This is a genomic window from Parasutterella muris, assembly GCF_009767915.1.
Lineage (GTDB): Bacteria > Pseudomonadota > Gammaproteobacteria > Burkholderiales > Burkholderiaceae_F > Parasutterella > Parasutterella muris.
In genome coordinates, this window is the sequence record NZ_WSRP01000026.1 from 13,491 (window position 1) to 34,291 (window position 20,801).

A 20,801-nucleotide genomic window follows, 5' to 3' on the forward strand; every position below is an offset into this window, starting at 1 on the left:
AAATGAATACGGAAGCAAAAGAACCGATGAAGGTTCAGTGGCTCGGCAATGTCGTTGAAATCGGCGCCGGCCGCCCAGTCGTCGTTCAGTCTATGACCAACACGGATACGGCCGATGTTGAGCGTTCCGTCGCGCAGGTCCTGGAATTGGTCCGGGCCGGAAGTGAACTTGTCCGTCTGACGGTCAACACTCCGGCTGCTGCGAAGGCAATTCCCGAAATTCGCAGGCGTTTGGATGCGGCCGGATGCTTTGTTCCGCTTGTCGGTGATTTTCATTACAACGGACATAAGCTGCTGAGCGAATACCCTGAATGCGCTCAGGCCCTTTCGAAATACCGTATTAACCCGGGAAATGTCGGTAAAGGGGAGAAGCACGCTGAGAATTTCGAGACCATGATCCGGCTCGCGCTGAAGTATGATAAACCGATACGCATCGGCGTGAATTGGGGCTCTTTGGATCAGGATCTGCTCGCGCGCATGATGAGCGAAAACCAGAAATTGGAAAATCCTCTAAGCGCAAAGGCGGTTCTGCGTGAAGCGCTGGTTCAGAGTGCTGTTCAGAGCGCGGATGCTGCTGTGGCCCTCGGTATGAAACCGAGCCAAATCGCGATTTCTGCTAAAGTCAGCGGTGTCACGGATCTGATCGCGGTTTACCGCGAACTTAAAAAACGCTGCGGCTATATTCTGCACCTTGGCTTGACCGAGGCAGGAATGGGACTGAAGGGTACGGTCAGCAGTACCTCCGCGCTTTCCGTTCTTTTGCTTGAAGGTATCGGAGACACGATCAGAGTTTCTCTGACGCCGGAACCGGATCAGCCCCGAAGCGCTGAGGTTGAACTCGCCTGTGAAATTCTGCAGGCGCTCGGAATGCGCAGCTTCACGCCCCAGGTCGTTTCATGTCCCGGCTGCGGACGCACCAGCAGCTGTCTGTTTCAGGAACTTGCTAAACAGACTCAGACTTATATCAAGTCCCGTCTTCCGCAGTGGCGCAAGTCTTATCCGGGCGTAGAAAACATGACGGTTGCAGTAATGGGATGCGTGGTGAACGGCCCCGGCGAAAGCAGGCATGCCAATATCGGTATTTCGCTGCCGGGCGCAGGCGAGAGCCCTGTCTCGCCCGTCTATATGGACGGTAAGAAGTGGGGCTCGCTCAAAGGTCCGACGCTTTCTTCGGATTTCCACGCACTTCTGGAAGATTACGTTAAAAGAACTTACGGAAAAGAATAGAAATGGCACAAGAGAAAATTCAAGCGATCCGCGGTATGAGCGATATGCTCCCTTCGGACGCGCCGCTTTGGCACTTCTTTGAGAAAAAAGCGATCGGACTGGCTAATCTCTACGGTTATCAGCAGATCCGCACTCCGATTGTTGAACAGACTCGTCTGTTTAAACGCGGTATCGGCGAAGTGACCGATATCGTAGAAAAAGAGATGTATTCCTTTGTGGACTCTCTGAACGGAGATAACCTTTCGCTTCGTCCTGAGAACACCGCGTCCGTCGTGCGCGCCTGTATCGAACACAACCTGCTTTACGATGCACCGCGTCGTCTCTGGTACATGGGGCCGATGTTCCGTCACGAAAGACCTCAGAGAGGCCGCTATCGCCAGTTCCACCAGTTCGGTATGGAAGCGATGGGCTTTAAGGGTCCGGATACAGACGCTGAACAGCTTCTGATGCTGAACCGGCTTTGGAAAGAACTCGGTATCGCGCCGGTACGTCTTGAACTGAACTGCTTGGGTCAGCTTGAAGAAAGAAAGGCCTATCGTGAAATTCTGATTCGCTACTTTGAAGAACACAAGGAAATTCTTGACGAAGACGCGCAGCGCCGTCTTTACAGCAATCCGCTCAGAATTCTCGATACAAAGAATCCGGATATGCAGGATTTGGTCAATAACGCTCCGAAACTTTATGATTCGCTCGGCGAAGAATCCAAAGCGTTCCTTTCTTCTCTTGAAGATATTCTGAAAGCAGAAGGCGTGGACTACACAATTAATCCGCGCTTAGTCAGAGGTCTTGATTACTACAATCTGACCGTGTTCGAATGGGTAACCGATAAACTGGGCGCTCAGGGAACCATCTGCGGCGGCGGCCGTTACGACCCGCTGATCGGCATGCTCGGCGGCAGAGATGCGCCCGCCTGCGGCTTTGCGATGGGCATTGAACGCGTGCTCGAACTGATGAAAGAGTGCGGCGTACATCCCGAAGAAAGAGAATGCGATGTCTACATAGTTTGGGACAAGGCCCTCTATCTGAACGCGATCGGTGCAGCTGAAAAACTCAGAGACGCCGGAATCCGCGTGATCGTCCACTCGGGCAGCATGAAGTTTGCCAACCAGTTGAAGAGAGCTGACGCTTCAGGCGCGCTCTATGCGCTTGTCATCGGCAGCGACGAAGCCGCTGCCGGTAAGGTCGGCCTTAAAGCTTTGCGTGAAGGTATTGCCGGCTACGGTGAACAGAAAACGCTGACCATTGAAGAAGCTTTGGAATTTGTCAGCAAAAACATATAATTGCGTTGTTCTTCCGAATCCTTGTATTTGAGGGCTCGGAAGATTCGTATTGAAAATTAATAGACCCGGAGATACATCGATAATGGCCTATGATTTAGAAGAACAAGAGTCCCTTGCCGAGATTAAAGCGTGGTGGGATAAGTGGGGAACGCTGATCCTTTCAGTGGTTACCGCGGTTTGCTTAGCGGCTGCTGCGATGCAGGGCTGGAGATGGTATCAGGCCAAGGAATCGGCTGATGCCGGGACACTTTATGCCCAGATGATTCAGGCGGTGAACGCAAAGGACAACGGAAGAGCTCAGGCAATTAATGAGCGTCTTCATACGGACTACGCCTCCACGGCTTATGCCGGAATGGGCGCACTTCTTGCCGCCCGCTCCGCCGAAGAAGCCGGCAAGAAAGACGAAGCCGTTAAATCTCTGACTTGGATCACGGATTCCGATAAGTATCCCGAACTTAAGACGATTGCAGCGGTTCGTTTAGCCGGTGTTTACCTTGATGAAGGCAAATACGACGAAGGAATTAAGCTGCTTGACAGCCTGAAAGACCTGAAGGATGAAGCAGCGCTTGTTGCAGATCGTAAGGGAGATCTTCTGCTGGCAAAAGGCGATATCGCCGCGGCTCGTCAGAGCTGGGAAGACGGCCTCAAAAAGACAGCCGCTACAAATCCTCTCGTCAACGTTATTCAAACAAAACTTAGCGCTACGCTTCAGCCCAAAGAGTAATCATGGTCAGTAAATTAACAAAGTTTTTTGTTCTCACAGCAGCGGCGGCAGCCCTGGCAGGCTGTTCAACTTCAAAACATGAACCGATGCCGCTCGTGAAAATCACGCAGGCAATCTCCGCCGACACCGTTTGGTCTAAGAGTCTCTCTTCTGCGGACGGCTTCTTGGTTCCGGCCGTCTATGACGATGTCGTTTTTGCGGCAGGCGGCAAGACGCTTTCGCGTATGAATGCGCGCAGCGGCGAAGTGGAATGGTCCGTTTCTTTTGATTCTCCGATTACGGCAGGCGTCGGCAGCGACGGCTATGTCACCGCGGTGGGCCTTGAAGACGGAACACTTCAGGTCGTTGACGCTGAGGGCAAAGTGAGCTGGAGCAAGAAACTCACAACTGATTTGGCTTCTCCTCCGGTTGTCGCGCAAGGTCTCGTGATCGTCAGAACGCTCGATACGCGAGTTTCCGCATTTGAAGCGTCCAGCGGAGATGAAGAGTGGATTTATCAGAAGAATCAGCCCGCTTTGACAGTCAGACTGCCCACAGGCATGCTCGCGCATGATACGGTTCTTTTTGTCGGACAGCCTAACGGTCATGTCGTGATTCTGGATATTCCGACCGGTAAAGCGGTATTTGAATTCTCTATCGCTCAGTCCAAAGGCATTACGGAAGTCGAACGTTTGGTTGACGTAGTCGGATATCCGGCATTCAGCCAGGATCTGGTGTGCGCGGCGGCTTATCAGGGCGCAGTGACCTGCATCGACAGTCAGAACGGACAGACCCGCTGGTCTCAGCCGCTTGATGCGGTTGCAGGACCTGCCATTGACGAAGCCAATGTTTATGGAGTCGCGGTCAACGGCGAAGTCAAAGCGTTCTATCGCGAAAGCGGAGAGGAGCGCTGGACGAATAAGGAAATGCTCTACCGCGGACTTTCTGCCCCGGTCGTTGTGCCGGGTGCGGTTGCCGTCGGTGACGCCGAAGGCTATGTGCACCTGCTTTCTCCGAGAACCGGAGAAGAGATCGGAAGACTTCGTCTGAGCGGTCCGGTGGTTACCGCGGCGCAGCCGTTCAGCTCTGGCGCGATTTTCCAGACAAGTAAAGGAGATGTGGCGTATATCGCTACACGATAAAAGAATATGGTTCCTGTCATTGCTTTAGTTGGCAGACCGAATGTCGGCAAGTCAACATTATTTAACCGATTAACCCGTTCTCGTGACGCGTTGGTCGCGGATTTCCCCGGCCTGACGAGAGATCGTCACTACGGAGACGGCCGTATCGGAGATAAACCTTATCTGGTCATTGATACCGGCGGTTTTGAGCCGATCAGAACCGAGGGCATCGTTAAGGCGATGACTGGACAGGCTCAGCTTGCGATTACCGAAGCCGATGCCGTCCTCTTTCTGGTGGACGGCCGCACCGGTCTGACGCCTCAGGACAGCCGAATCGCGCAAAGTCTGCGAGAGTCCGGAAAAACAGTTTATTTGGTCGTGAATAAGGCCGAAGGCCTCTCTGAATCCATGAAGGCGGAGTTCTACGAACTTGCGCTCGGAGAGCCTTATCCGATTTCCGCTGCGCACGGCGAGGGGGTTCGCCCGCTCATGAACCTCGTTCTGGAACCTTTCCCGACCGAAGAGGAGATCGACGAAGAAGAGGATTTCCAGCATAAGATCAAAGTCGCGATCGTCGGACGCCCGAATGCCGGCAAGAGCACGCTGATCAACGCGCTGATCGGTGAAGACCGTTTGATCGCATACGATATGCCCGGTACAACGCGCGACGCGATTGAGGTTGAGTTCAATTACAAAGACCGCGAGTACACACTTATCGATACCGCCGGCCTGCGCAGAAAAGGCAAGGTGTTTGAAGCGATCGAGAAATTCTCGGTCGTTAAGACGCTGCAGGCGATTGAAAGCTCGAACGTTGTAGTGCTCCTTTTGGATGCGCATGCGGGAATTGCCGAACAGGATGCCAATATTGCGGGTTACGTTCTTGAGAGCGGACGAGCTTTGGTCGTCGGCGTCAATAAATGGGACGATCTGGACGACTACGAAAGAAGTCGGGTGAAAGAAGAGCTCGAACATAAGCTGCACTTCTTACGCTGGGCGAAGATTCTCTACATTTCCGCGCTTCATAAACGCGGACTTCATCATCTGCTCAACGCGGTCAATGAGGCGCACGCTGCGGCTTTCATGAAGCTTTCTACGCCGAAACTGACAAGAGCGCTGATCGAAGCCACGTCTCGGCAGCTTCCTCCGCGAGCCGGCGGAGGACGTCCCAAGATGCGCTATGCGCATCAGGGCGGTATGAATCCTCCGGTGATCGTGGTCCACGGCAACGCGCTCGAAGATGTGCCTGAGAGCTACCGACGTTACCTTGAAGGATGGTTCAGAACGAAATTTAATCTGGCGGGGACGCCGCTTCGCATCGAATTCAGAACCAATAAGAATCCGTACGTCCAAAAAAGTTAGATAGGACGCATCTCAAAACGGCAAACTTGTAAGCGTCGTTTGCCTGATTTTGGGATTGTCTGAAGTAAAATGTAAACGTAGCTGTGGAATAAAGTTAATTCCGTTTTTTGTTTTATTCCCTCTGCACAGTCGTTGCGGCGCATCGGATTTAAGCTAAGGCGCCCAAAATGATTGCATGGTATTTATTGTAGAGTTTTTCTTATCTACAATGCATTGAAGAGTATTTTGGCACTTTAGCCAGTTGGAGAAATATAATGACAAAGGGGCAACTTCTACAAGACCCGTTCTTGAACAGCCTTCGCAAAGGCCGTATTCCTGTATCGATTTACCTTGTAAACGGAATTAAACTTCAAGGCCAAATCGAATCCTTCGACCAGTATGTTGTTTTGCTTCGCAACACAGTGACTCAGATGGTTTACAAACATGCGATCAGCACGGTTGTGCCGGCTCGCGCAGTGCCGCTTGGAAACGAAGCTCAGACGCCTGAAGCTGAAGAATAAGTGACACTCGAAAATTATGAACAAAGGGACGAGCATGCCTTGAAGGTGTGGCTCGTCTCTGTTTTAATCGGACGTGATATTTATCGTGATGCGGCTCAGGAGCTTTCCGAACTGGCTTCCTCCTGCGGTTACGATGTGCTTGGTCTCACAGAAGCCAAGAGAGATCGTCCGGATCCTAAGACATTTCTCGGCAGCGGAAAAATTGAGGAGATAAAGGAGGAAGCGACCGCATGCGGCGCTCAGGCCCTGATCTTTGACGTTGCACTGTCTCCGGCCCAGCAGAGAAATATCGAAAAAGCCACCAATCTCCTCGTTTGGGATCGAACCAATTTAATTCTGGAAATTTTCCGCCAGCGTGCGAAAACCAGAGAAGGCCAATTGCAGGTTGAATTGGCTCGCCTGACGCACCTGTCCACCCGACTCGTCCGAGGCTGGAGCCATTTGGAGCGCCAAAGAGGCGGCCTGTCCAAGACCGGCGGCCCGGGTGAAAAACAGTTGGAACTTGACCGCCGAATGCTCGGTTCGCGAGTGAAGGCGCTTAAGGAACAGCTCAAGAAACTGGAAAAACAGCGAAACACCCAAAGAAAGTCACGTCAGAAAGGCGATCTTCTCACAGTGGCGCTAGTCGGCTATACCAATGCCGGTAAATCCACGCTGTTTAATCGCCTGACACGAAGCGGTGTGTATGCGGCTGACCAGTTGTTTGCCACATTGGATACAACAGCCCGGCGCTGCTACGTCGGAGAAGATACCGAGGTGGTTCTCAGCGATACGGTCGGATTTATTCGCGGTCTGCCTCACCAGCTGATCGAAGCCTTCAAGTCCACATTGGATGAGGCGGCTCAGGCGGATTTGCTTCTGCATGTGATTGACTCCTCGAATATCGCTCAGGAAGAACAAATCTCTGAAGTGAATAAAGTTCTGGAGGAAATCGGCGCAAAAGATATTCCGCGAATTCTGGTTTACAACAAGCTGGATGCGAGCGGTAAACCGCCGTTTCTGACATCCGATGACAGCGGTCGGCCGATCGCTGTAGGTGTCAGCGCGCAGACCGGGGAGGGTCTCGATTTGCTTAAAGACGCGATTCGTGAAATCGCAGTTGCCGAGCACGAAAAAGTTCAAACCGGGGAAGAGCCGGACAACGAGGACTGGCTTGCGGAATTCGAACGCTAAACGTCATACAGCTGAGAAGCGCTTCTGCTTCTCAGCTTTTTAACCAAAGAAAGCACGACTTGTGCTAAGGCCTTTAGAGAAACAGCCTACGGACTAAAGCCCGCTTTTCATTGCAGCGAGCTCATCGGCGCGCTTTTTCGTCCACTCCTTTAGACAGCTGACATGGTTCAGCTCTGCAGCCTGTCCTCCGTCCTCTTCAAGTTTGCAGTCCGCGTCACGGTCTTTAATCCATTTCCTTTGCACGGAACGAAGCTCTTTCTTCTGCTTTGCATCAAGTTTAGCCATGACGGCTTTGTACTCGGCGTTAAGACGCTTGTCCTGCGCTTCCAGTTCCATAGAGCTGCATTCTGTCATGCCGGGCATGTTGCCGATAGCGAAGGCTTCCTTGCAGTAGTCCTGACCGGCAGCGTGTGCGGCAGAAAGAATAAAGAGGGCGGTCAGTAATGTTGCAGACCCGGCAGACTTGATCATTTGATTTCTCCAAATAAGCAGTAGTGATGAAGATTGTAGAGACGGATACGTCAATGGATGTCGTACCGAAGTCGTCCTCTTGAAACTTCTGTTCGTCTTAGGCGCTTCAAGCTCTCCACTATGAGCGAAAAGAGAGGAAGCTTTGCATCTTAAACAATTACAATCCATCAGATATTAATTCAGATATGACTGAATGAGAGAACTATATGGCTGTACAACAAAAATTATCTCGTCGGGTTTCCGCTGCCCGGGACAAGATACTGTCCAAATTGACGCTTAATTCAGGCGCAATGCCGCTGGCGCAATTAAAAAAGCAACTCGTCGGGGATGACAAATCAATGACGGAACAAGCGTTCGACAGCGCGCTTGCCGAAATCACCAAAGCCAAAAAAGCGGTTACACAGAAGGACGGGACGGTTATGCTTAAAAAACGAGCTGAAGCGCACGTATATCGGGGCGTTGTTCAGGGACACCGGGACGGCTACGGATTTCTGATTTGCGACGAAGATGTTCCCGATCTCTTCATAACGGAAGAGGAAATGACTAAGGTTCTTCCCGGCGATGTTGTTGAGGCGATTTCCCTGTCCTCCGATGCGCGGGGAAGACAGATTGCGGAAATTCAGAAGCTGATCAAGCGCAGAATGAGCAAGATTGTGGGACGCCTAGCGCTGGGCCGCAATAAACTTGGCAGGATTATCAGCGCGGTTGTGACCGCGGAGGATATCCGCATCACACATCGCTTCACGCTTGAACCGAATACCGTCAGCAAAGAGATGGACGGCAAGATTGTCGTGGTAGAGCCGAATGAAACCGGGCTTTTCGAGGATGATGCCAAGTGGAGTGACATCAAGTCTAAACTCGTCGAAGTCCTCGGTGATATCGAAGATCCGGGAATGGAAATTGAAATTGCGGTGCGTAAATTCAATCTTCCTCATCAATTCTCGGAAGCCAACAAAGCGGAAATCGCCAAGTTCTCGGATCATGTGACAAAAGCCGATTTGCGCAATCGTGTGGACCTGCGCGACATTCCGTTTGTCACAATCGACGGCGCCGACGCGAGAGACTTTGATGATGCGGTATTCTGTCTGCCGGTCGAAAGAAAAAAGGGCTGGTACCGACTGCTCGTCGCGATCGCCGATGTCTCTCATTACGTGAAGCCGGGCAGCGCAATCGATAAGGATGCACAGCTGAGAACGACCAGCGTGTATTTCCCGCGCCGCGTCATCCCGATGCTCCCTGAAGAACTCTCTAACGGACTCTGCTCACTAAATCCGCACGTCGATCGCTGCACAATGGTTTGTGACTCGGTCATCAGTCCGGAAGGCGAGGTGACGGCCTATCAGTTCTATCCGGCAGTGATTCGCTCGGCAGCTCGTCTGATCTATGACGACGTTTGGGCGGCTCTGCAGGACCCGAACGGACCGGCTGCTGCCGCTATGGATCATGTGCTCGGTAATGTTCAGGATCTGTATGACCTGTTCAAGATTTTGTTAAAGAGCCGAACATTGCGCGGGGCTATGGATTTTGAAACGGTGGAAACCTACATCGTCGCAAATGAACAGGGCAAAATCGAAAAGATTCTTCCGCGAGAAAGAAACGACGCGCATCGACTGATCGAAGAGATGATGCTGGTCGCCAATACCTGCGCCGCCGATTTTCTCTTGAAGAACAAAGCGCCTTGTCTCTTCCGTATTCATGAACCGCCTTCTGAGGATCGCCTGGAGAAGGCCAGAGCGGCGCTCGCTCAGTTCAATGTCGGGCTCGGAGGCGGGAGCACCCCGTCGCCTTCTGATTACTGCGAAGCGCTCGATCAGATCCGTGATCGACCGGATAAGGCGGCGATCCAGATGATTCTTCTGCGCTCGATGCAGCAGGCGGTGTATTCGCCGCACAATGTCGGTCACTTCGGATTGGCCTACGAAGCGTATACGCACTTTACTTCTCCGATCCGCCGTTATCCGGATTTGCTCGTGCACCGCGCTATCAGAGGCGTGCTCAGAGGACGCAAGTACGTACCGAAGATCCTGCTCTCTCCCGACGAAGTGGATGTCCCGATCCAGACACGCGAACTGATTGTGAAAGAAGGCGAAGACAAACCCAAAGTGCCGCATATCGAAGTATGGGAAAAACTCGGACTTCTGTGCTCAGCCAATGAGCGCAGAGCTGATGAGGCAAGCTACGATGTGATGGGCTGGCTGAAAACTTATTACATGGAACAGCATATCGGCGAGGTTTACAAGGGTATTATCAGCGGAGTCAGCCCGTTCGGTATTTATGTCACGCTCGACGATCTTTATGTGGACGGCGCGATTCATGTCTCAAATCTCGGAAGAGAATATTTTGAATACAGCGAATCTGCAAACGCGTTGATCGGTCAGGATAGCGGCCAAAGATACAGCGTCGGAACGCCGGTTGTGGTTAAGGTAGTGCGCTGCGACTTGGATGCAAGACGAATCGAGTTCTCCATCGAAGAGGCTGTACGGGGAAGAAGAGTGAAAAAACAAAGGGCTTCGGGCAGAGAAACATTCGGCAGAGCGGCCGGTAAAAGGAAATCAAAGTGACGAAAAAAGACGTGGTACTGGCGGGTTTTCATTCGGTGATGAGCCGCCTCAAAAGAGATGCGGGATCGATTCGATCCGTCTATGTGGATCCGAAAAGACGGGATCAGAGAATGCGCAGAATGCTGGAAGCGCTGGAAAAAGAAGGCGTGCGCATTATGCAGGCGGACCATCGAAGACTGGAGGGCCTGGCGGGCGAAATCCCGCATCAGGGCATCGTCGCGCTTGCCGCTCCGGTGGATATCGGAATGAGCTTTGACGATTTGATGAATAATCTCTCCGGCAGTCCGCTTCTCCTGATTTTGGACGGTGTGACGGACCCGAGAAATTTCGGAGCTTGTCTGCGTGTCGCGGATGCCGCCGGTGTGGCCGCGATGGTTGTTCCTAAAGATCGCTCGGCGGATCTCACGCCTGCAGCGATTAAAGCGAGCGCGGGCGCGTCAGAAACCGTACCTGTGGTGCGTGTCACCAATCTTGCGGGCTCCATCGTCGAACTGGTGGATGCAGGAGTCCCGGTCGTAGGTACAGCGGGCGAGGCCCAGAAGTCCATCTATGAATTTGATCAGACCGGTCCCTTTGCCTGGGTGCTCGGCAACGAAGGCGACGGCCTGCGTCAGCTCACGCGCAGACGATGCTCGGATCTGGCAAAAATCCCGATGCTCGGCACGGTGGAAAGTCTGAATGTTTCCGTGGCCGCGGGCATTTGTCTATTTGAAACAGTGCGCCAAAGAATCGGCCGCTAAATCGTAATCTTGAGTGAAAAGCGCGGTAACTGCTTTCCAACATTGGAAATTTTCCAAAAAAGGGAGTAGAATCGCGCTCTTTCTAGTCCTTGTCACACCGGAAGACGCTCCGGGCGACTATTTCCCATAAGGAGGTTCAATGCGTCACTATGAGATTTGCTTCATCGTCCATCCTGATCAGAGCGAACAGGTCCCGGCGATGATTGAGCGTTACAAAGCTGCTGTGGAAAGCCACGGCGGAAAGATTCATCGTCTTGAAGACTGGGGTCGCCGCCAGCTCGCTTATCCGATCGAGAAACTGGTTAAGGCCCACTATGTTCTGATGAACATCGAATGCGGTCCTGAAGTTCTTGATGAACTCGAAAATAATTTCCGTTACAACGATGCCGTTCTTCGTCACCTCACAGTGAAGATGAAAAAGGCTGAAACAGAACCTTCTCCGATGATGAAGGCTGTTGAAAAGGAAGAAGCCCGTAAGGCCGCCAGCGCTGCAGCTGAAGCCGCTGCTGCACAGGCAGAGGAAAAAGCTCCGGCTTCTGCCGAGGCTTAATTCGGAATATTTGTGCTGAACTCGGTAGAGCTTGAGGGAGAACTGGAAAAGAAAGAGGCTTTGCGATATTCGCTGGCCGGCGTTCCGATCCTCGAATTCACGATCCGGTACAAGGGCATTGTTCAGGAAGGCGGTGCCGAGAGAGTTTTAAACTTCTCCGCCGCCGCTATGGCAGTCGGTGAGACTGCGAAAAAAGTCTCTGAACTTGAACTTGGCTCAGAAAGAATCTTCAAGGGTTTTGTCTCCACCACCTCCGCTCGTTCATCCAAATTAATCCTGCACATAACGGAATACATTTAAGGAGTTACATCATGGCTTTTGGTGCCAAAGGAAAGGGTCGCTCTCGCAACCCGAATCAGCAGAACGCTCTCTTCAAGCGTAAAAAATTCTGCCGCTTCACAGCTGATCATGTTGATCAGATCGATTACAAAGATATCGACACACTTCGTGATTTCATTCAGGAAAACGGCAAGATCATGCCGGCTCGCCTGACCGGAACGAAGGCTCACTACCAGCGTCAGCTCGACACAGCAATCAAGCGTGCCCGCTTCCTTGCTCTGCTTGCTTACACAGATAATCAGTAATCGGGGGAAACAACATGCAAATCATTCTGCTTGAATCCATTCCTCACGTTGGTCAGCTCGGCGATGTGGTTAAAGTTAAAGACGGTTTCGCCCGTAACTACCTCATCCCCACAAAGCGTGCTAAACGCGCTACTGAAGCTGCGATTGAAGAATTCAAAGCCCACAAGGCTGAACTCGAACGCGCTCAGGCTGAACGTCTTGCTAAGGCTCAGGAACTGAAGACTAAGATCGACGGTATCGTTCTTACAATCGCTTCCAAGGCCGGCGTTGACGGCCGTCTGTTCGGCTCTGTCACCAACATGGACGTTGCTGAGGCTCTGGCTAAACTTGGCTACGATATTCATAAGAGCCAGGTTCGCACCCCGCTCGGCGCGATCAAGGCTATCGGTGAATATCCGCTGCAGATCGACCTTCACCACGACATCGTCGCTGACGTCGTTGTTCAGGTCGTCGCTGAAGCCTAATCGACAGGAATGCGCGAGGGCCTCAGGCCCTCTGAAAATCCCAAAAGGTCTTCGGACTGTTTTGGGATTTTTTTTTCAGCAGCGAGCACTCGAATCCGCTATAGTTTTCTTTCCACTAGAGGAAAAAATGCCAGATAACTATTCAAAAAATGATGCTGAAATTCAGCAGTACCGTACCCCGCCTGCTGCTAAAGAAGCCGAAGACGCGGTCCTCGGCGCGCTCCTTCTCGACAATAAGGTCTTCGACCTGATCGGCGGCCGTATCGATGTTGAGGATTTTTATGATTACGGCAACCGCCTGATCTTTGAAAACATTAAAAAACTCATCGGAGAGGGCAGGCCCGCGGATATCCTGACCGTGCATGACCTGCTGCGCGAGGCGGGTCTGGAAACAGAAACCGGCGGTATGGAATACCTCAACCGCATCGCCGATTACAGCCCGGGCGCGGCCAATATCGTGCGTTACGCCGAAATTATCCGTGACCGCTCAACGAGACGCCGCCTCATTACCGCAGGCAACGAAATTGTCAGCGACGCTTTAAATCCCGGAGCTCGCGAAGCGAAAGATCTGCTTGATGAGGCTCAGGCAAAAATGCTCCGTATCAACGAAGAATTGGCTAAAAGCGGCAGCGGCTTCCAAAAGATTGACTCCGTGCTGGCCGATTACACGACACACCTGCGCGAGCTCTCCGAAATGGATAATCCGGGTATGGTCTACGGCGTCGGAACGGGTTTCCCGGACTTGGACCGCATGACCAACGGCATGCACGAAGGCGAACTGATTATCGTCGCCGGCCGTCCGGCGATGGGCAAGACCGCTTTTGCTCTGAATATCGCGCTGCACGTCGGCGCCAATCAGGCGCTGCCTGTCGGTATCTTTTCGATGGAAATGTCGGCTGAACAGATCGCGGGCCGACTGCTCAGCGCGCTCGGAGAAATCCCCGCCGGAGATCTGAAAACCGGTCAGCTCGGCAATAATTGGCGATCTTTCTATAACGCGGCCGAACAGCTCGAAAAATCTCCGATCTTTATCGATGACACCAGCGGACTCTCAATTCTCAGCCTGCGAAGCAGAGCGCGTCAGCTTTTAAACCGCGTCGGCGGCAAACTCGGACTGATCGTTGTGGATTACCTGCAGCTGATGTCGGGCGAAAGCTCTTCGCGCGGCGGAGATCAGAACCGAGCTTCCGAAATTGCGGAAATCTCGCGCGGTCTCAAAGGTCTCGCAAGAGAGCTGAAGGTTCCGATTATCGCGCTGTCTCAGATTAAGCGTGATGTGGACAATCGTCCTAATAAACGTCCTTTAATGAGTGACTTGAGAGAATCCGGTTCTATTGAGCAGGATGCGGACGTCATTATGTTCCTGTATCGGCCGGCCGCATACCAGCGCAAAGAAGATTCCGATGATCCGGATGCACCGGCACCGGCTGAGGAACCGGCCAACGCGTCGGAAGCCGAGCTGATTATCGGTAAACAGCGCAGCGGTCCGACCGGAACAATCCCTCTGATCTTCCAGGGGGCTTATACGAGATTTGTCAGTCGGGCAACCGACATGCAGATGCAGGCTGGATATTAACTAGATGCTGGATATTATTCTTTGGATCGCGGCAGTCCTTCTTATGGGTGTGGGAATACTCGGTACCGTCATTCCGATGATTCCCGGACTGCCGATGATCTTTGCCGGAGCTTGGCTCGCGGCCTTTATCGATCACTATGACAAGATCAATGTCTGGGTCGTCGTGCTTCTTGGGGTGCTGATGCTCTTCGGTCTGGCAGTCGACTGGATCGCACAAACGATGGGCGCAAAAAAGGCCGGGGCGACCAAGCTCGGGATTGTCGGCTCCCTGATCGGTACCTTTGTCGGTATCTTTACCGGACTCTGGGGTTTGATTTTTATGCCGCTCCTCGGAGCGGCGATCGGCGAGTTTATTGATCATCAGGACATGCTTCGCAGCGGTAAGGTCGGTTTTGCGACATGGCTCGGAATGATCATCGGCACCGTTGTTAAGCTTGCGCTCGCTTTTACCATGATCGGTGTTGTGATTGCCGATATTCTGATTTAGTCCGTGAAACGGACAGCGCAACAGAAATCGTAAGGATTTAAAAATATGCCATTACCAAAAATGCCTTCCGGCAAAGCAAGCAGATTGACGGATATCGCCGCCTCTCTGCCTCTCGAGGGCCCGACAGAGCAGGATAAAAAGACGGTTCGACGTGCCAGAAAAAATAAAACGACTGAACTGCCGAAAAAGGAAGCGGCCTTGCTGAAACCCGTCGCCGCAAAAGAAGCAGTCAGGGAAGTTAAAGCGGAGATGAGCAAAGAAGCCGCCGCGGCCAAGAAGGAAGCCTGCGCGCCCGTTTCGCATCGCCGAAACAAAAATATTCCGGACGACGGGAAAAAGCGCCTTTATGTGCTGGATACCAATGTCCTCATGCACGATCCGACAAGTATCTTCCGCTTTGAAGAGCACGACGTTTATCTGCCGATGATCACGCTTGAAGAGCTCGATAACCATAAGAGCGGCATGACCGATGTCGCAAGAAACGTGCGTCAGGTCAGCCGCACGCTCGATCAGATCATGCAGCATCTTGAGGGCAGCATCGAGCACGGTGTTCCTTTGAATGTGCTCGGCAATAAAGAGGCTTTGGGAAGACTCTTTATTCAGACAACTCCATACCCGAATGATTTGAATATGCTTGAGAGCGGAAAGGCGGACAACCGTATTCTTTCCGTGGTCAAGGGGTTGGAAAAACAGCGCTCGGACCGCACGGTCGTTTTAGTTTCCAAAGACATCAATATTCGATTGAAGGCGGCAGCGCTCGGTCTGCTCGCGGAGGATTACTACAACGACAAGATGATCGAGGACTGCGATCTTCTGTATACCGGCCTGCTTAAACTCCCGGCGAATTTCTGGGAACTGCACGGCAAGGATCTGAAATCCTGGCAGAAGGACGGCAGAACTTGGTACCAAATCAAGGGCCCGATGGTCAGGCAATTCCTCATCAATCAGTTCATTTGGTACGAAGCTCCCGACGCCACTCCGTTCTATGGGGAAGTCAAGTCGATCGAAGGCGATACCGCGGTCGTCCGTGTTATTGATGACTACACCAACCCGAAACATCAGGTTTGGGGCATCAATGCGAGAAACCGTGAGCAGAGTTTCGCTTTGAATCTTCTTCTGGATCCGGAAATTGATTTCGTGACGCTGCTCGGTCAGGCGGGCACCGGCAAGACGCTGCTGACGCTTGCCGCCGCTTTGACTCAGACAATGGAGATGCGCCGCTTTAATGAAATCATCATTACGCGCGCGACCATTTCCGTCGGCGAAGATATCGGCTTTTTGCCGGGCACTGAGGAAGAGAAGATGGCCCCGTGGCTTGGCGCGATTGACGACAACCTCGAGGTGCTGAATCGAGGCGGAAACGGAACCGAGTGGGGTAGAAGAGCCTCCGAGGATCTGATCCGTTCCAGAATCCGAATCAAGTCAATGAGCTTCATGCGCGGCCGCACGTTCCTGAATAAGTTCGTCATCATCGATGAGGCGCAGAACCTGACGCCGAAACAGATGAAAACGCTGATTACGCGCGCGGGTCCGGGCTCCAAGATCGTCTGCCTCGGCAATATCGCGCAGATCGATACGCCTTATCTGACGGAAGGCTCATCCGGTCTGACGTATGTCGTCGACCGATTTAAGAATTGGCTGCATTCCGGACATATCACAATGCAGCGAGGCGAACGCTCAAGACTCGCGGATTACGCAAGCGAAGCTCTTTAATCCTTATGCGCTCTCTGATCGGGAGCGCTTTTTCGTTTCCGACTGAAGATATTTGCGTTTCTGCCGCTGAAAGCGATAAAAAAGAACCTGTCTCACGTAAGGAGCGGGGAGAAATTTCGTAAAATCTTAAGTTAACTGTTTTTGAATTTACCTAGATAAAGGTTCCGTATGAATAACGATTTTCCTCGAATTAAACGTCTGCCGCCGTACGTCTTTAATATTACTAATGAACTTAAAATGGCAGCGCGTCACCGCGGAGAGGATATCATCGACTTGAGCATGGGCAATCCCGACGGGGATACTCCCAAGCACATTGTGGACAAAATGGTTGAAGTCGCAGAGAGAACAGGAACTCACGGCTATTCAGCCTCCAGAGGTATCCCGAGACTGCGCAAAGCGATCAGCGATTGGTACAAACGCCGCTGGGACGTGGATATCGATCCGGACAAAGAAGCGATCGTTACCATCGGCTCTAAGGAAGGTATCGCGCATCTGATGCTTGCAACGCTTGACCGAGGTGACACTATTCTCGTTCCGAATCCGAGCTACCCGATCCACATTTACGGCGCCATCATCGCCGGTGCCGACGTCCGCAGCGTTCGTATGGGCCCGGGCCTTGATTTCTTCGCAGAGTTCGAGCGCGCTGTTGTGGAAACAACACCTAAGCCCAAACTCATGATCCTGGGCTTCCCGAGCAATCCGACTGCTCAGTGCGTTGATCTGGAATTCTTCAAAAAGCTGGTTGATCTGGCTAAGAAACACGGTATTTATATCGTGCACGATTTGGCCTACGCCGACATCGTTTATGACGACTACAAAGCGCCTTCCATCATGGAAGTTCCGGGTGCCAAGGACGTTGCTGTTGAATTCTTCACTATGAGCAAGAGCTACAACATGGCCGGATGGCGTATCGGCTTCATGGTCGGAAATCAAGAGCTCGTGCATGCGCTGACTCGTATCAAGAGCTATCACGATTACGGCACCTTCACTCCGATTCAGGTCGGCGCGATTGAGGCGCTGAACGGACCTCAGGAGTGCGTGGAAGAAGTTCGCAAAGAATATCAGCACCGCCGCGACATTATGGTCAAAGGTTTGCATGACATTGGCTGGAATGTAGAAAATCCGAAGGCGAGTATGTACATCTGGGCCGAACTGCCCGAATTCTATAAGCCGATGGGCAGCGTGGAATTCTCCAAGCGTCTTCTGGAAGTCGCTAAGGTCGCGGTTTCTCCCGGTGTTGGTTTCGGTGAATACGGCGAAGGCTTTGTTCGTATTGCTCTGATCGAAAACGCCGATCGTATCCGTCAGGCGCTTCGCGGCATTCGCAAGATGTTCAAGGAAGACGGTCTGATTGAACCGAAGAGCAAGAAATTCCACCGTCACTGGAAGGGAGAACCGGCCCCTGCGCCGATTTCTGCAAAGAAAAAAGAAATTGAATTTAAAGGCGTCTCTAATCTGCCGACGAAAGCAAAACCTAAGGCAAAGTCCAAGGCTAAGCCTGCGAAAAAGAAAGCTTAATTTAAACGAGGGAGAATAATGGCAACACCGATCAAGGTTGGCCTGGCGGGCTTCGGCAACGTCGGCAGCGGAACATACAGCATCTTAAAACGCAACCACTCGCTGATTACTCAGCGAGCCGGTGCTCCGATTACCGTTAAACGCGTGGCCGTCCGCAATGTTGACCGCGTCAGAAAACTTGTGGATGAAGACGTGGCGGTCAGCAGCGACTGGCACGACTTGGTGACGGATCCCGAGATTAACGTGGTGGTCGAGGCGATCGGCGGTATTGAGCCCGCGAGATCTCTGATTCTTGCCGCAATCGACGCAGGCAAACACGTTGTTACGGCCAATAAGGCGCTGCTTGCCGAGCACGGTAATGAAATTTTTAAGGCGGCTGAAGAAAAAGGCGTAAACGTTGCGCTTGAAGCGGCAGTCGCCGGCTCTATTCCGATTGTGAAAGCGCTGCGTGAAGGCTTGGCCGCAAACCGCGTCTCAAGCATCGCGGGCATCATTAACGGAACCTGCAACTTTATTCTCTCGACAATGCGCGATACCGGCAGAAGCTTTGATGATGTGCTCGCTGAAGCGCAGCGTCTCGGTTACGCTGAAGCGGACCCGACGTTCGATATCGAAGGCATTGACTCCGCCCACAAGCTGGTGCTGCTTTCTTCGATTGCTTTCGGCGTGCCCGTCAATATGGATAAAGTGCATATCGAAGGCATCAGCCGTCTTGAAGCGAAAGACATTAAATTTGCCGAGGAGCTCGGCTATCGCATCAAGCTGCTCGGCATTACGAAATATACCGATTACGGTATTGAACTGCGCGTCCATCCGGCACTGGTGCCGATGCGCCGGCTGCTTGCCAACGTTGAGGGTGCGATGAATGCCGTCGTGGTGAAAGGCGATGCAGCGGAAAGCTCTCTTTACTACGGTAAAGGAGCGGGCTCTGAGCCGACCGGTTCCGCTGTTGTTGCCGACCTGATCGATATTGCCCGCACCGCCGACGCCAACGTCAGCGAAAGACCGAAAATGCCGACTACGCAGCATAATCCGGGCGCAAAGGATTTTGCCGATTTCGGCGACACCGTTTGCTCCTATTACCTGCGTATCCCGGTGGACGATCGCCCCGGTGTCTTAGCGGACCTCGCCCGTATCATCGCGGACAACAACATCTCTATCGAGTCGCTTATCCAGAGAGAAGCGCCGCAGAAAGAGGATTCCACTGAAGTTATTTTGATGACGCACAGCACAATTGAATCGCTTATGCAGCGTGCGATCCGCACTATGCAGCAGCTCAAGAGCGTTCGCGGACCGATTGTCGTGCTTCGCAAGGAAGAATTACAGTAATGCAGTACGTATCGACTCGAGGCGGCGTTCCTGCCGCTACATACAGTGAAATCGTTCTTCAGGGACTCGCAAAAGACGGCGGCCTCTTTGTCCCTAAAGAATATCCTCAGGTCTCACGCGAAACGCTCGAAAGCTGGCGCGGCCTCAATTACGCGCAGCTTGCGACCGCGGTTACTTCGCTTTTTGCGAAGGATATGAACCGCTCGACGATCGCGCATCTGTGCGAAAGCACATATACGTCCGAAGTCTACTGCCACGGCAGAGAAGGTACCGACTTTTCAAAGATCGTGCCGCTCGTTTGGCTTGAAAAAGATCTGGCGATTCTGGAACTTTCCAACGGTCCGACGCTCGCTTTTAAAGACATGGCGATGCAGTATTTGGGCGCACTCTTTGAGTACATTTTGTCCCGCAAAGAGAGCCGACTGAATATCCTCGGCGCGACAAGCGGCGATACGGGCAGCGCTGCGGAATACGCTATGCGCGGCCGCAAAGGCATTCAGGTGTTTATGCTTTCGCCGGCAGGCCGCATGAGCGCTTTCCAGAAAGCGCAGATGTACTCGATTGAAGACAAGAACATCTTCAATATCGCGGTCCGAGGCAGTTTCGATGACGCTCAGGACGTGGTCAAGGCGGTTTCGCGAGATCTGGACTTTAAGGCCGAGCATCATATCGGCGCCGTCAATTCGATTAACTGGGCGCGAATCGCCGCTCAGGTGGTCTATTACTTCAGTGCTTGGCTTCAGGCGACAGAAAGCCCTGACGAAGAAGTCGCTTTCTCGGTGCCGTCCGGCAACTTCGGCGACATTCTCGCAGGATGGATCGCTAAGAACATGGGTCTGCCCGTCAAACAGCTGATCGTCGCGACAAACGAGAACGATGTGCTCTATGAGTTCTTCCGTTCGGGCCGCTACCGCGTGCGTGACTCCGCGCATACTTTTGTGACCAGTTCGCCTTCGATGGATATCTCCAAGGCGTCGAATTTTGAACGCTATATCTACGATATCTGCGGCAAAAATCCGAACCGCGTGACAGAACTCTGGGACGAACTCGGACAGAAGGGAGAATTCCTTCTGGACAGCGACGAATGGAATCGCGTAAAAGAAAGCGGATTCACCGCGGCCCGCAGCACGCATGCTGATCGAATCCGCAGAATTCGTGAAACGTGGGAAAAGCATCAGTTCCTCGTCGATCCGCATACGGCTGACGGCCTCAACGCGGCTGAGCAGATGCGTCTTCCGGGCGTCAAGACGATTTGTCTGGAAACAGCGCTTCCGGCGAAGTTCGCAGCGACGATTAAAGAAGCCGTGGGCTTTGAGCCTCCGATTCCCGCGGGCTACGAAGCGCTGCTGTCGCTTCCTCAGCGAGTCACGGAAATGGATCCGAATGTCGAGGAAATTAAAGCCTTCCTCAGCAGCCGAGATCGGGACGCAGAGTAACTTAAACAGA

The 20,801-nt window shown here is 52.6% G+C and carries 20 protein-coding genes; 19 read left to right on the top strand and 1 reads right to left on the bottom strand.

Features of this window, described 5'->3' with window-relative positions:
* The first annotated feature begins 2 nt into the window (after positions 1 to 2).
* The 7 genes from ispG (at position 3) to hflX (ending at position 7,362) form a co-directional block, all read left to right on the top strand.
* Positions 3 to 1,226 carry a flavodoxin-dependent (E)-4-hydroxy-3-methylbut-2-enyl-diphosphate synthase gene (gene ispG / locus E5987_RS08655; protein WP_160335695.1) on the top strand — a complete coding sequence of 408 codons (1,224 nt, stop codon included), beginning with the start codon at positions 3 to 5 and terminating at the stop codon, positions 1,224 to 1,226.
* Positions 1,227 to 1,228: 2 nt separating this feature from the next.
* On the top strand, positions 1,229 to 2,506 hold the full coding sequence (hisS, locus tag E5987_RS08660; protein WP_160335696.1) for a histidine--tRNA ligase: 1,278 nt from the start codon (positions 1,229 to 1,231) through the stop codon (positions 2,504 to 2,506).
* A gap of 82 nt (positions 2,507 to 2,588) precedes the next feature.
* Positions 2,589 to 3,230: a YfgM family protein gene (locus E5987_RS08665; RefSeq protein ID WP_160335697.1), complete on the top strand. Its 642-nt coding sequence runs from the start codon at positions 2,589 to 2,591 to the stop codon at positions 3,228 to 3,230.
* 2 nt (positions 3,231 to 3,232) lie between these two features.
* A complete protein-coding gene (bamB, locus tag E5987_RS08670) occupies positions 3,233 to 4,351 on the top strand; it encodes an outer membrane protein assembly factor BamB (RefSeq protein WP_160335698.1) in 1,119 nt (372 codons plus the stop codon).
* 6 nt (positions 4,352 to 4,357) lie between these two features.
* Positions 4,358 to 5,689 carry a ribosome biogenesis GTPase Der gene (gene der, locus E5987_RS08675; protein ID WP_160335699.1) on the top strand — a complete coding sequence of 444 codons (1,332 nt, stop codon included), beginning with the start codon at positions 4,358 to 4,360 and terminating at the stop codon, positions 5,687 to 5,689.
* Between the two features lie 251 nt (positions 5,690 to 5,940).
* Entirely contained in the window at positions 5,941 to 6,189 is a 249-nt protein-coding gene (hfq, locus tag E5987_RS08680) for an RNA chaperone Hfq (protein ID WP_251452376.1), read from the top strand.
* Positions 6,190 to 7,362: a GTPase HflX gene (gene hflX / locus E5987_RS08685; RefSeq protein WP_288319601.1), complete on the top strand. Its 1,173-nt coding sequence runs from the start codon at positions 6,190 to 6,192 to the stop codon at positions 7,360 to 7,362.
* Between the two features lie 93 nt (positions 7,363 to 7,455).
* Here hflX and E5987_RS08690 read toward each other — a convergent pair whose 3' ends face one another.
* Positions 7,456 to 7,833: a lysozyme inhibitor LprI family protein gene (locus E5987_RS08690; protein WP_160335701.1), complete on the bottom strand. Its 378-nt coding sequence runs from the start codon at positions 7,831 to 7,833 to the stop codon at positions 7,456 to 7,458.
* Between the two features lie 206 nt (positions 7,834 to 8,039).
* On the opposite strand from E5987_RS08690, the gene rnr reads away from it, so the two are divergent.
* The 12 genes from rnr to thrC all read left to right on the top strand — a co-directional run bounded on the left by rnr (position 8,040) and on the right by thrC (position 20,791).
* Positions 8,040 to 10,394, top strand: coding sequence for a ribonuclease R (gene rnr / locus E5987_RS08695; RefSeq protein WP_160335702.1), 2,355 nt, complete (start codon positions 8,040 to 8,042; stop codon positions 10,392 to 10,394).
* Positions 10,391 to 11,134 carry a 23S rRNA (guanosine(2251)-2'-O)-methyltransferase RlmB gene (gene rlmB, locus E5987_RS08700; protein ID WP_160335703.1) on the top strand — a complete coding sequence of 248 codons (744 nt, stop codon included), beginning with the start codon at positions 10,391 to 10,393 and terminating at the stop codon, positions 11,132 to 11,134. The genes rnr and rlmB overlap by 4 nt, the downstream gene beginning before the upstream one ends.
* 139 nt (positions 11,135 to 11,273) lie before the next feature.
* Complete coding sequence (gene rpsF / locus E5987_RS08705) at positions 11,274 to 11,684, top strand: 30S ribosomal protein S6 (protein WP_160335704.1); 411 nt, start codon at positions 11,274 to 11,276, stop codon at positions 11,682 to 11,684.
* Positions 11,685 to 11,696: 12 nt separating this feature from the next.
* Positions 11,697 to 11,984, top strand: a complete 288-nt coding sequence (locus tag E5987_RS08710) for a single stranded DNA-binding domain-containing protein (RefSeq protein ID WP_251452366.1) — start codon at positions 11,697 to 11,699, stop codon at positions 11,982 to 11,984.
* Between the two features lie 11 nt (positions 11,985 to 11,995).
* The gene (rpsR, locus tag E5987_RS08715; RefSeq protein ID WP_160335705.1) at positions 11,996 to 12,268 is read left to right on the top strand and encodes a 30S ribosomal protein S18; all 273 of its coding nucleotides are present in this window, start codon (positions 11,996 to 11,998) and stop codon (positions 12,266 to 12,268) included.
* Positions 12,269 to 12,282: 14 nt separating this feature from the next.
* Positions 12,283 to 12,732 (top strand): 50S ribosomal protein L9, encoded by a 450-nt coding sequence (gene rplI / locus E5987_RS08720; protein ID WP_160335706.1) that lies wholly within the window; start codon positions 12,283 to 12,285, stop codon positions 12,730 to 12,732.
* A 127-nt stretch (positions 12,733 to 12,859) separates the two neighbouring features.
* Positions 12,860 to 14,308 carry a replicative DNA helicase gene (dnaB, locus tag E5987_RS08725; protein WP_160335707.1) on the top strand — a complete coding sequence of 483 codons (1,449 nt, stop codon included), beginning with the start codon at positions 12,860 to 12,862 and terminating at the stop codon, positions 14,306 to 14,308.
* Between the two features lie 4 nt (positions 14,309 to 14,312).
* Complete coding sequence (locus tag E5987_RS08730; RefSeq protein ID WP_160335708.1) at positions 14,313 to 14,795, top strand: DUF456 domain-containing protein; 483 nt, start codon at positions 14,313 to 14,315, stop codon at positions 14,793 to 14,795.
* Positions 14,796 to 14,840: 45 nt separating this feature from the next.
* A complete protein-coding gene (locus tag E5987_RS08735; RefSeq protein WP_160335709.1) occupies positions 14,841 to 16,508 on the top strand; it encodes a PhoH family protein in 1,668 nt (555 codons plus the stop codon).
* Positions 16,509 to 16,676: 168 nt separating this feature from the next.
* Positions 16,677 to 18,026 (top strand): alanine transaminase, encoded by a 1,350-nt coding sequence (gene alaC / locus E5987_RS08740; RefSeq protein WP_160335710.1) that lies wholly within the window; start codon positions 16,677 to 16,679, stop codon positions 18,024 to 18,026.
* Between the two features lie 18 nt (positions 18,027 to 18,044).
* Positions 18,045 to 19,355 carry a homoserine dehydrogenase gene (locus E5987_RS08745; protein ID WP_160335711.1) on the top strand — a complete coding sequence of 437 codons (1,311 nt, stop codon included), beginning with the start codon at positions 18,045 to 18,047 and terminating at the stop codon, positions 19,353 to 19,355.
* Positions 19,355 to 20,791 (top strand): threonine synthase, encoded by a 1,437-nt coding sequence (thrC, locus tag E5987_RS08750; protein ID WP_160335712.1) that lies wholly within the window; start codon positions 19,355 to 19,357, stop codon positions 20,789 to 20,791. Before E5987_RS08745 ends, thrC begins: the two co-directional genes overlap by 1 nt.
* The last annotated feature ends 10 nt before the right edge of the window (positions 20,792 to 20,801 follow it).

Excerpts from the sequence above, each read along its gene's own strand:
- ispG (WP_160335695.1), top strand. The coding sequence starts at position 3 with ATGAATACGGAAGCAAAAGAACCGATGAAGGTTCAGTGGCTCGGCAAT.
- hisS (WP_160335696.1), top strand. The coding sequence starts at position 1,229 with ATGGCACAAGAGAAAATTCAAGCGATCCGCGGTATGAGCGATATGCTC.
- E5987_RS08665 (WP_160335697.1), top strand. The coding sequence starts at position 2,589 with ATGGCCTATGATTTAGAAGAACAAGAGTCCCTTGCCGAGATTAAAGCG.
- bamB (WP_160335698.1), top strand. The coding sequence starts at position 3,233 with ATGGTCAGTAAATTAACAAAGTTTTTTGTTCTCACAGCAGCGGCGGCA.
- der (WP_160335699.1), top strand. The coding sequence starts at position 4,358 with ATGGTTCCTGTCATTGCTTTAGTTGGCAGACCGAATGTCGGCAAGTCA.
- E5987_RS08690 (WP_160335701.1), bottom strand. The coding sequence starts at position 7,833 with ATGATCAAGTCTGCCGGGTCTGCAACATTACTGACCGCCCTCTTTATT.
- rnr (WP_160335702.1), top strand. The coding sequence starts at position 8,040 with ATGGCTGTACAACAAAAATTATCTCGTCGGGTTTCCGCTGCCCGGGAC.
- rpsF (WP_160335704.1), top strand. The coding sequence starts at position 11,274 with ATGCGTCACTATGAGATTTGCTTCATCGTCCATCCTGATCAGAGCGAA.
- rpsR (WP_160335705.1), top strand. The coding sequence starts at position 11,996 with ATGGCTTTTGGTGCCAAAGGAAAGGGTCGCTCTCGCAACCCGAATCAG.
- rplI (WP_160335706.1), top strand. The coding sequence starts at position 12,283 with ATGCAAATCATTCTGCTTGAATCCATTCCTCACGTTGGTCAGCTCGGC.
- dnaB (WP_160335707.1), top strand. The coding sequence starts at position 12,860 with ATGCCAGATAACTATTCAAAAAATGATGCTGAAATTCAGCAGTACCGT.
- E5987_RS08730 (WP_160335708.1), top strand. The coding sequence starts at position 14,313 with ATGCTGGATATTATTCTTTGGATCGCGGCAGTCCTTCTTATGGGTGTG.
- E5987_RS08735 (WP_160335709.1), top strand. The coding sequence starts at position 14,841 with ATGCCATTACCAAAAATGCCTTCCGGCAAAGCAAGCAGATTGACGGAT.
- alaC (WP_160335710.1), top strand. The coding sequence starts at position 16,677 with ATGAATAACGATTTTCCTCGAATTAAACGTCTGCCGCCGTACGTCTTT.
- E5987_RS08745 (WP_160335711.1), top strand. The coding sequence starts at position 18,045 with ATGGCAACACCGATCAAGGTTGGCCTGGCGGGCTTCGGCAACGTCGGC.
- thrC (WP_160335712.1), top strand. The coding sequence starts at position 19,355 with ATGCAGTACGTATCGACTCGAGGCGGCGTTCCTGCCGCTACATACAGT.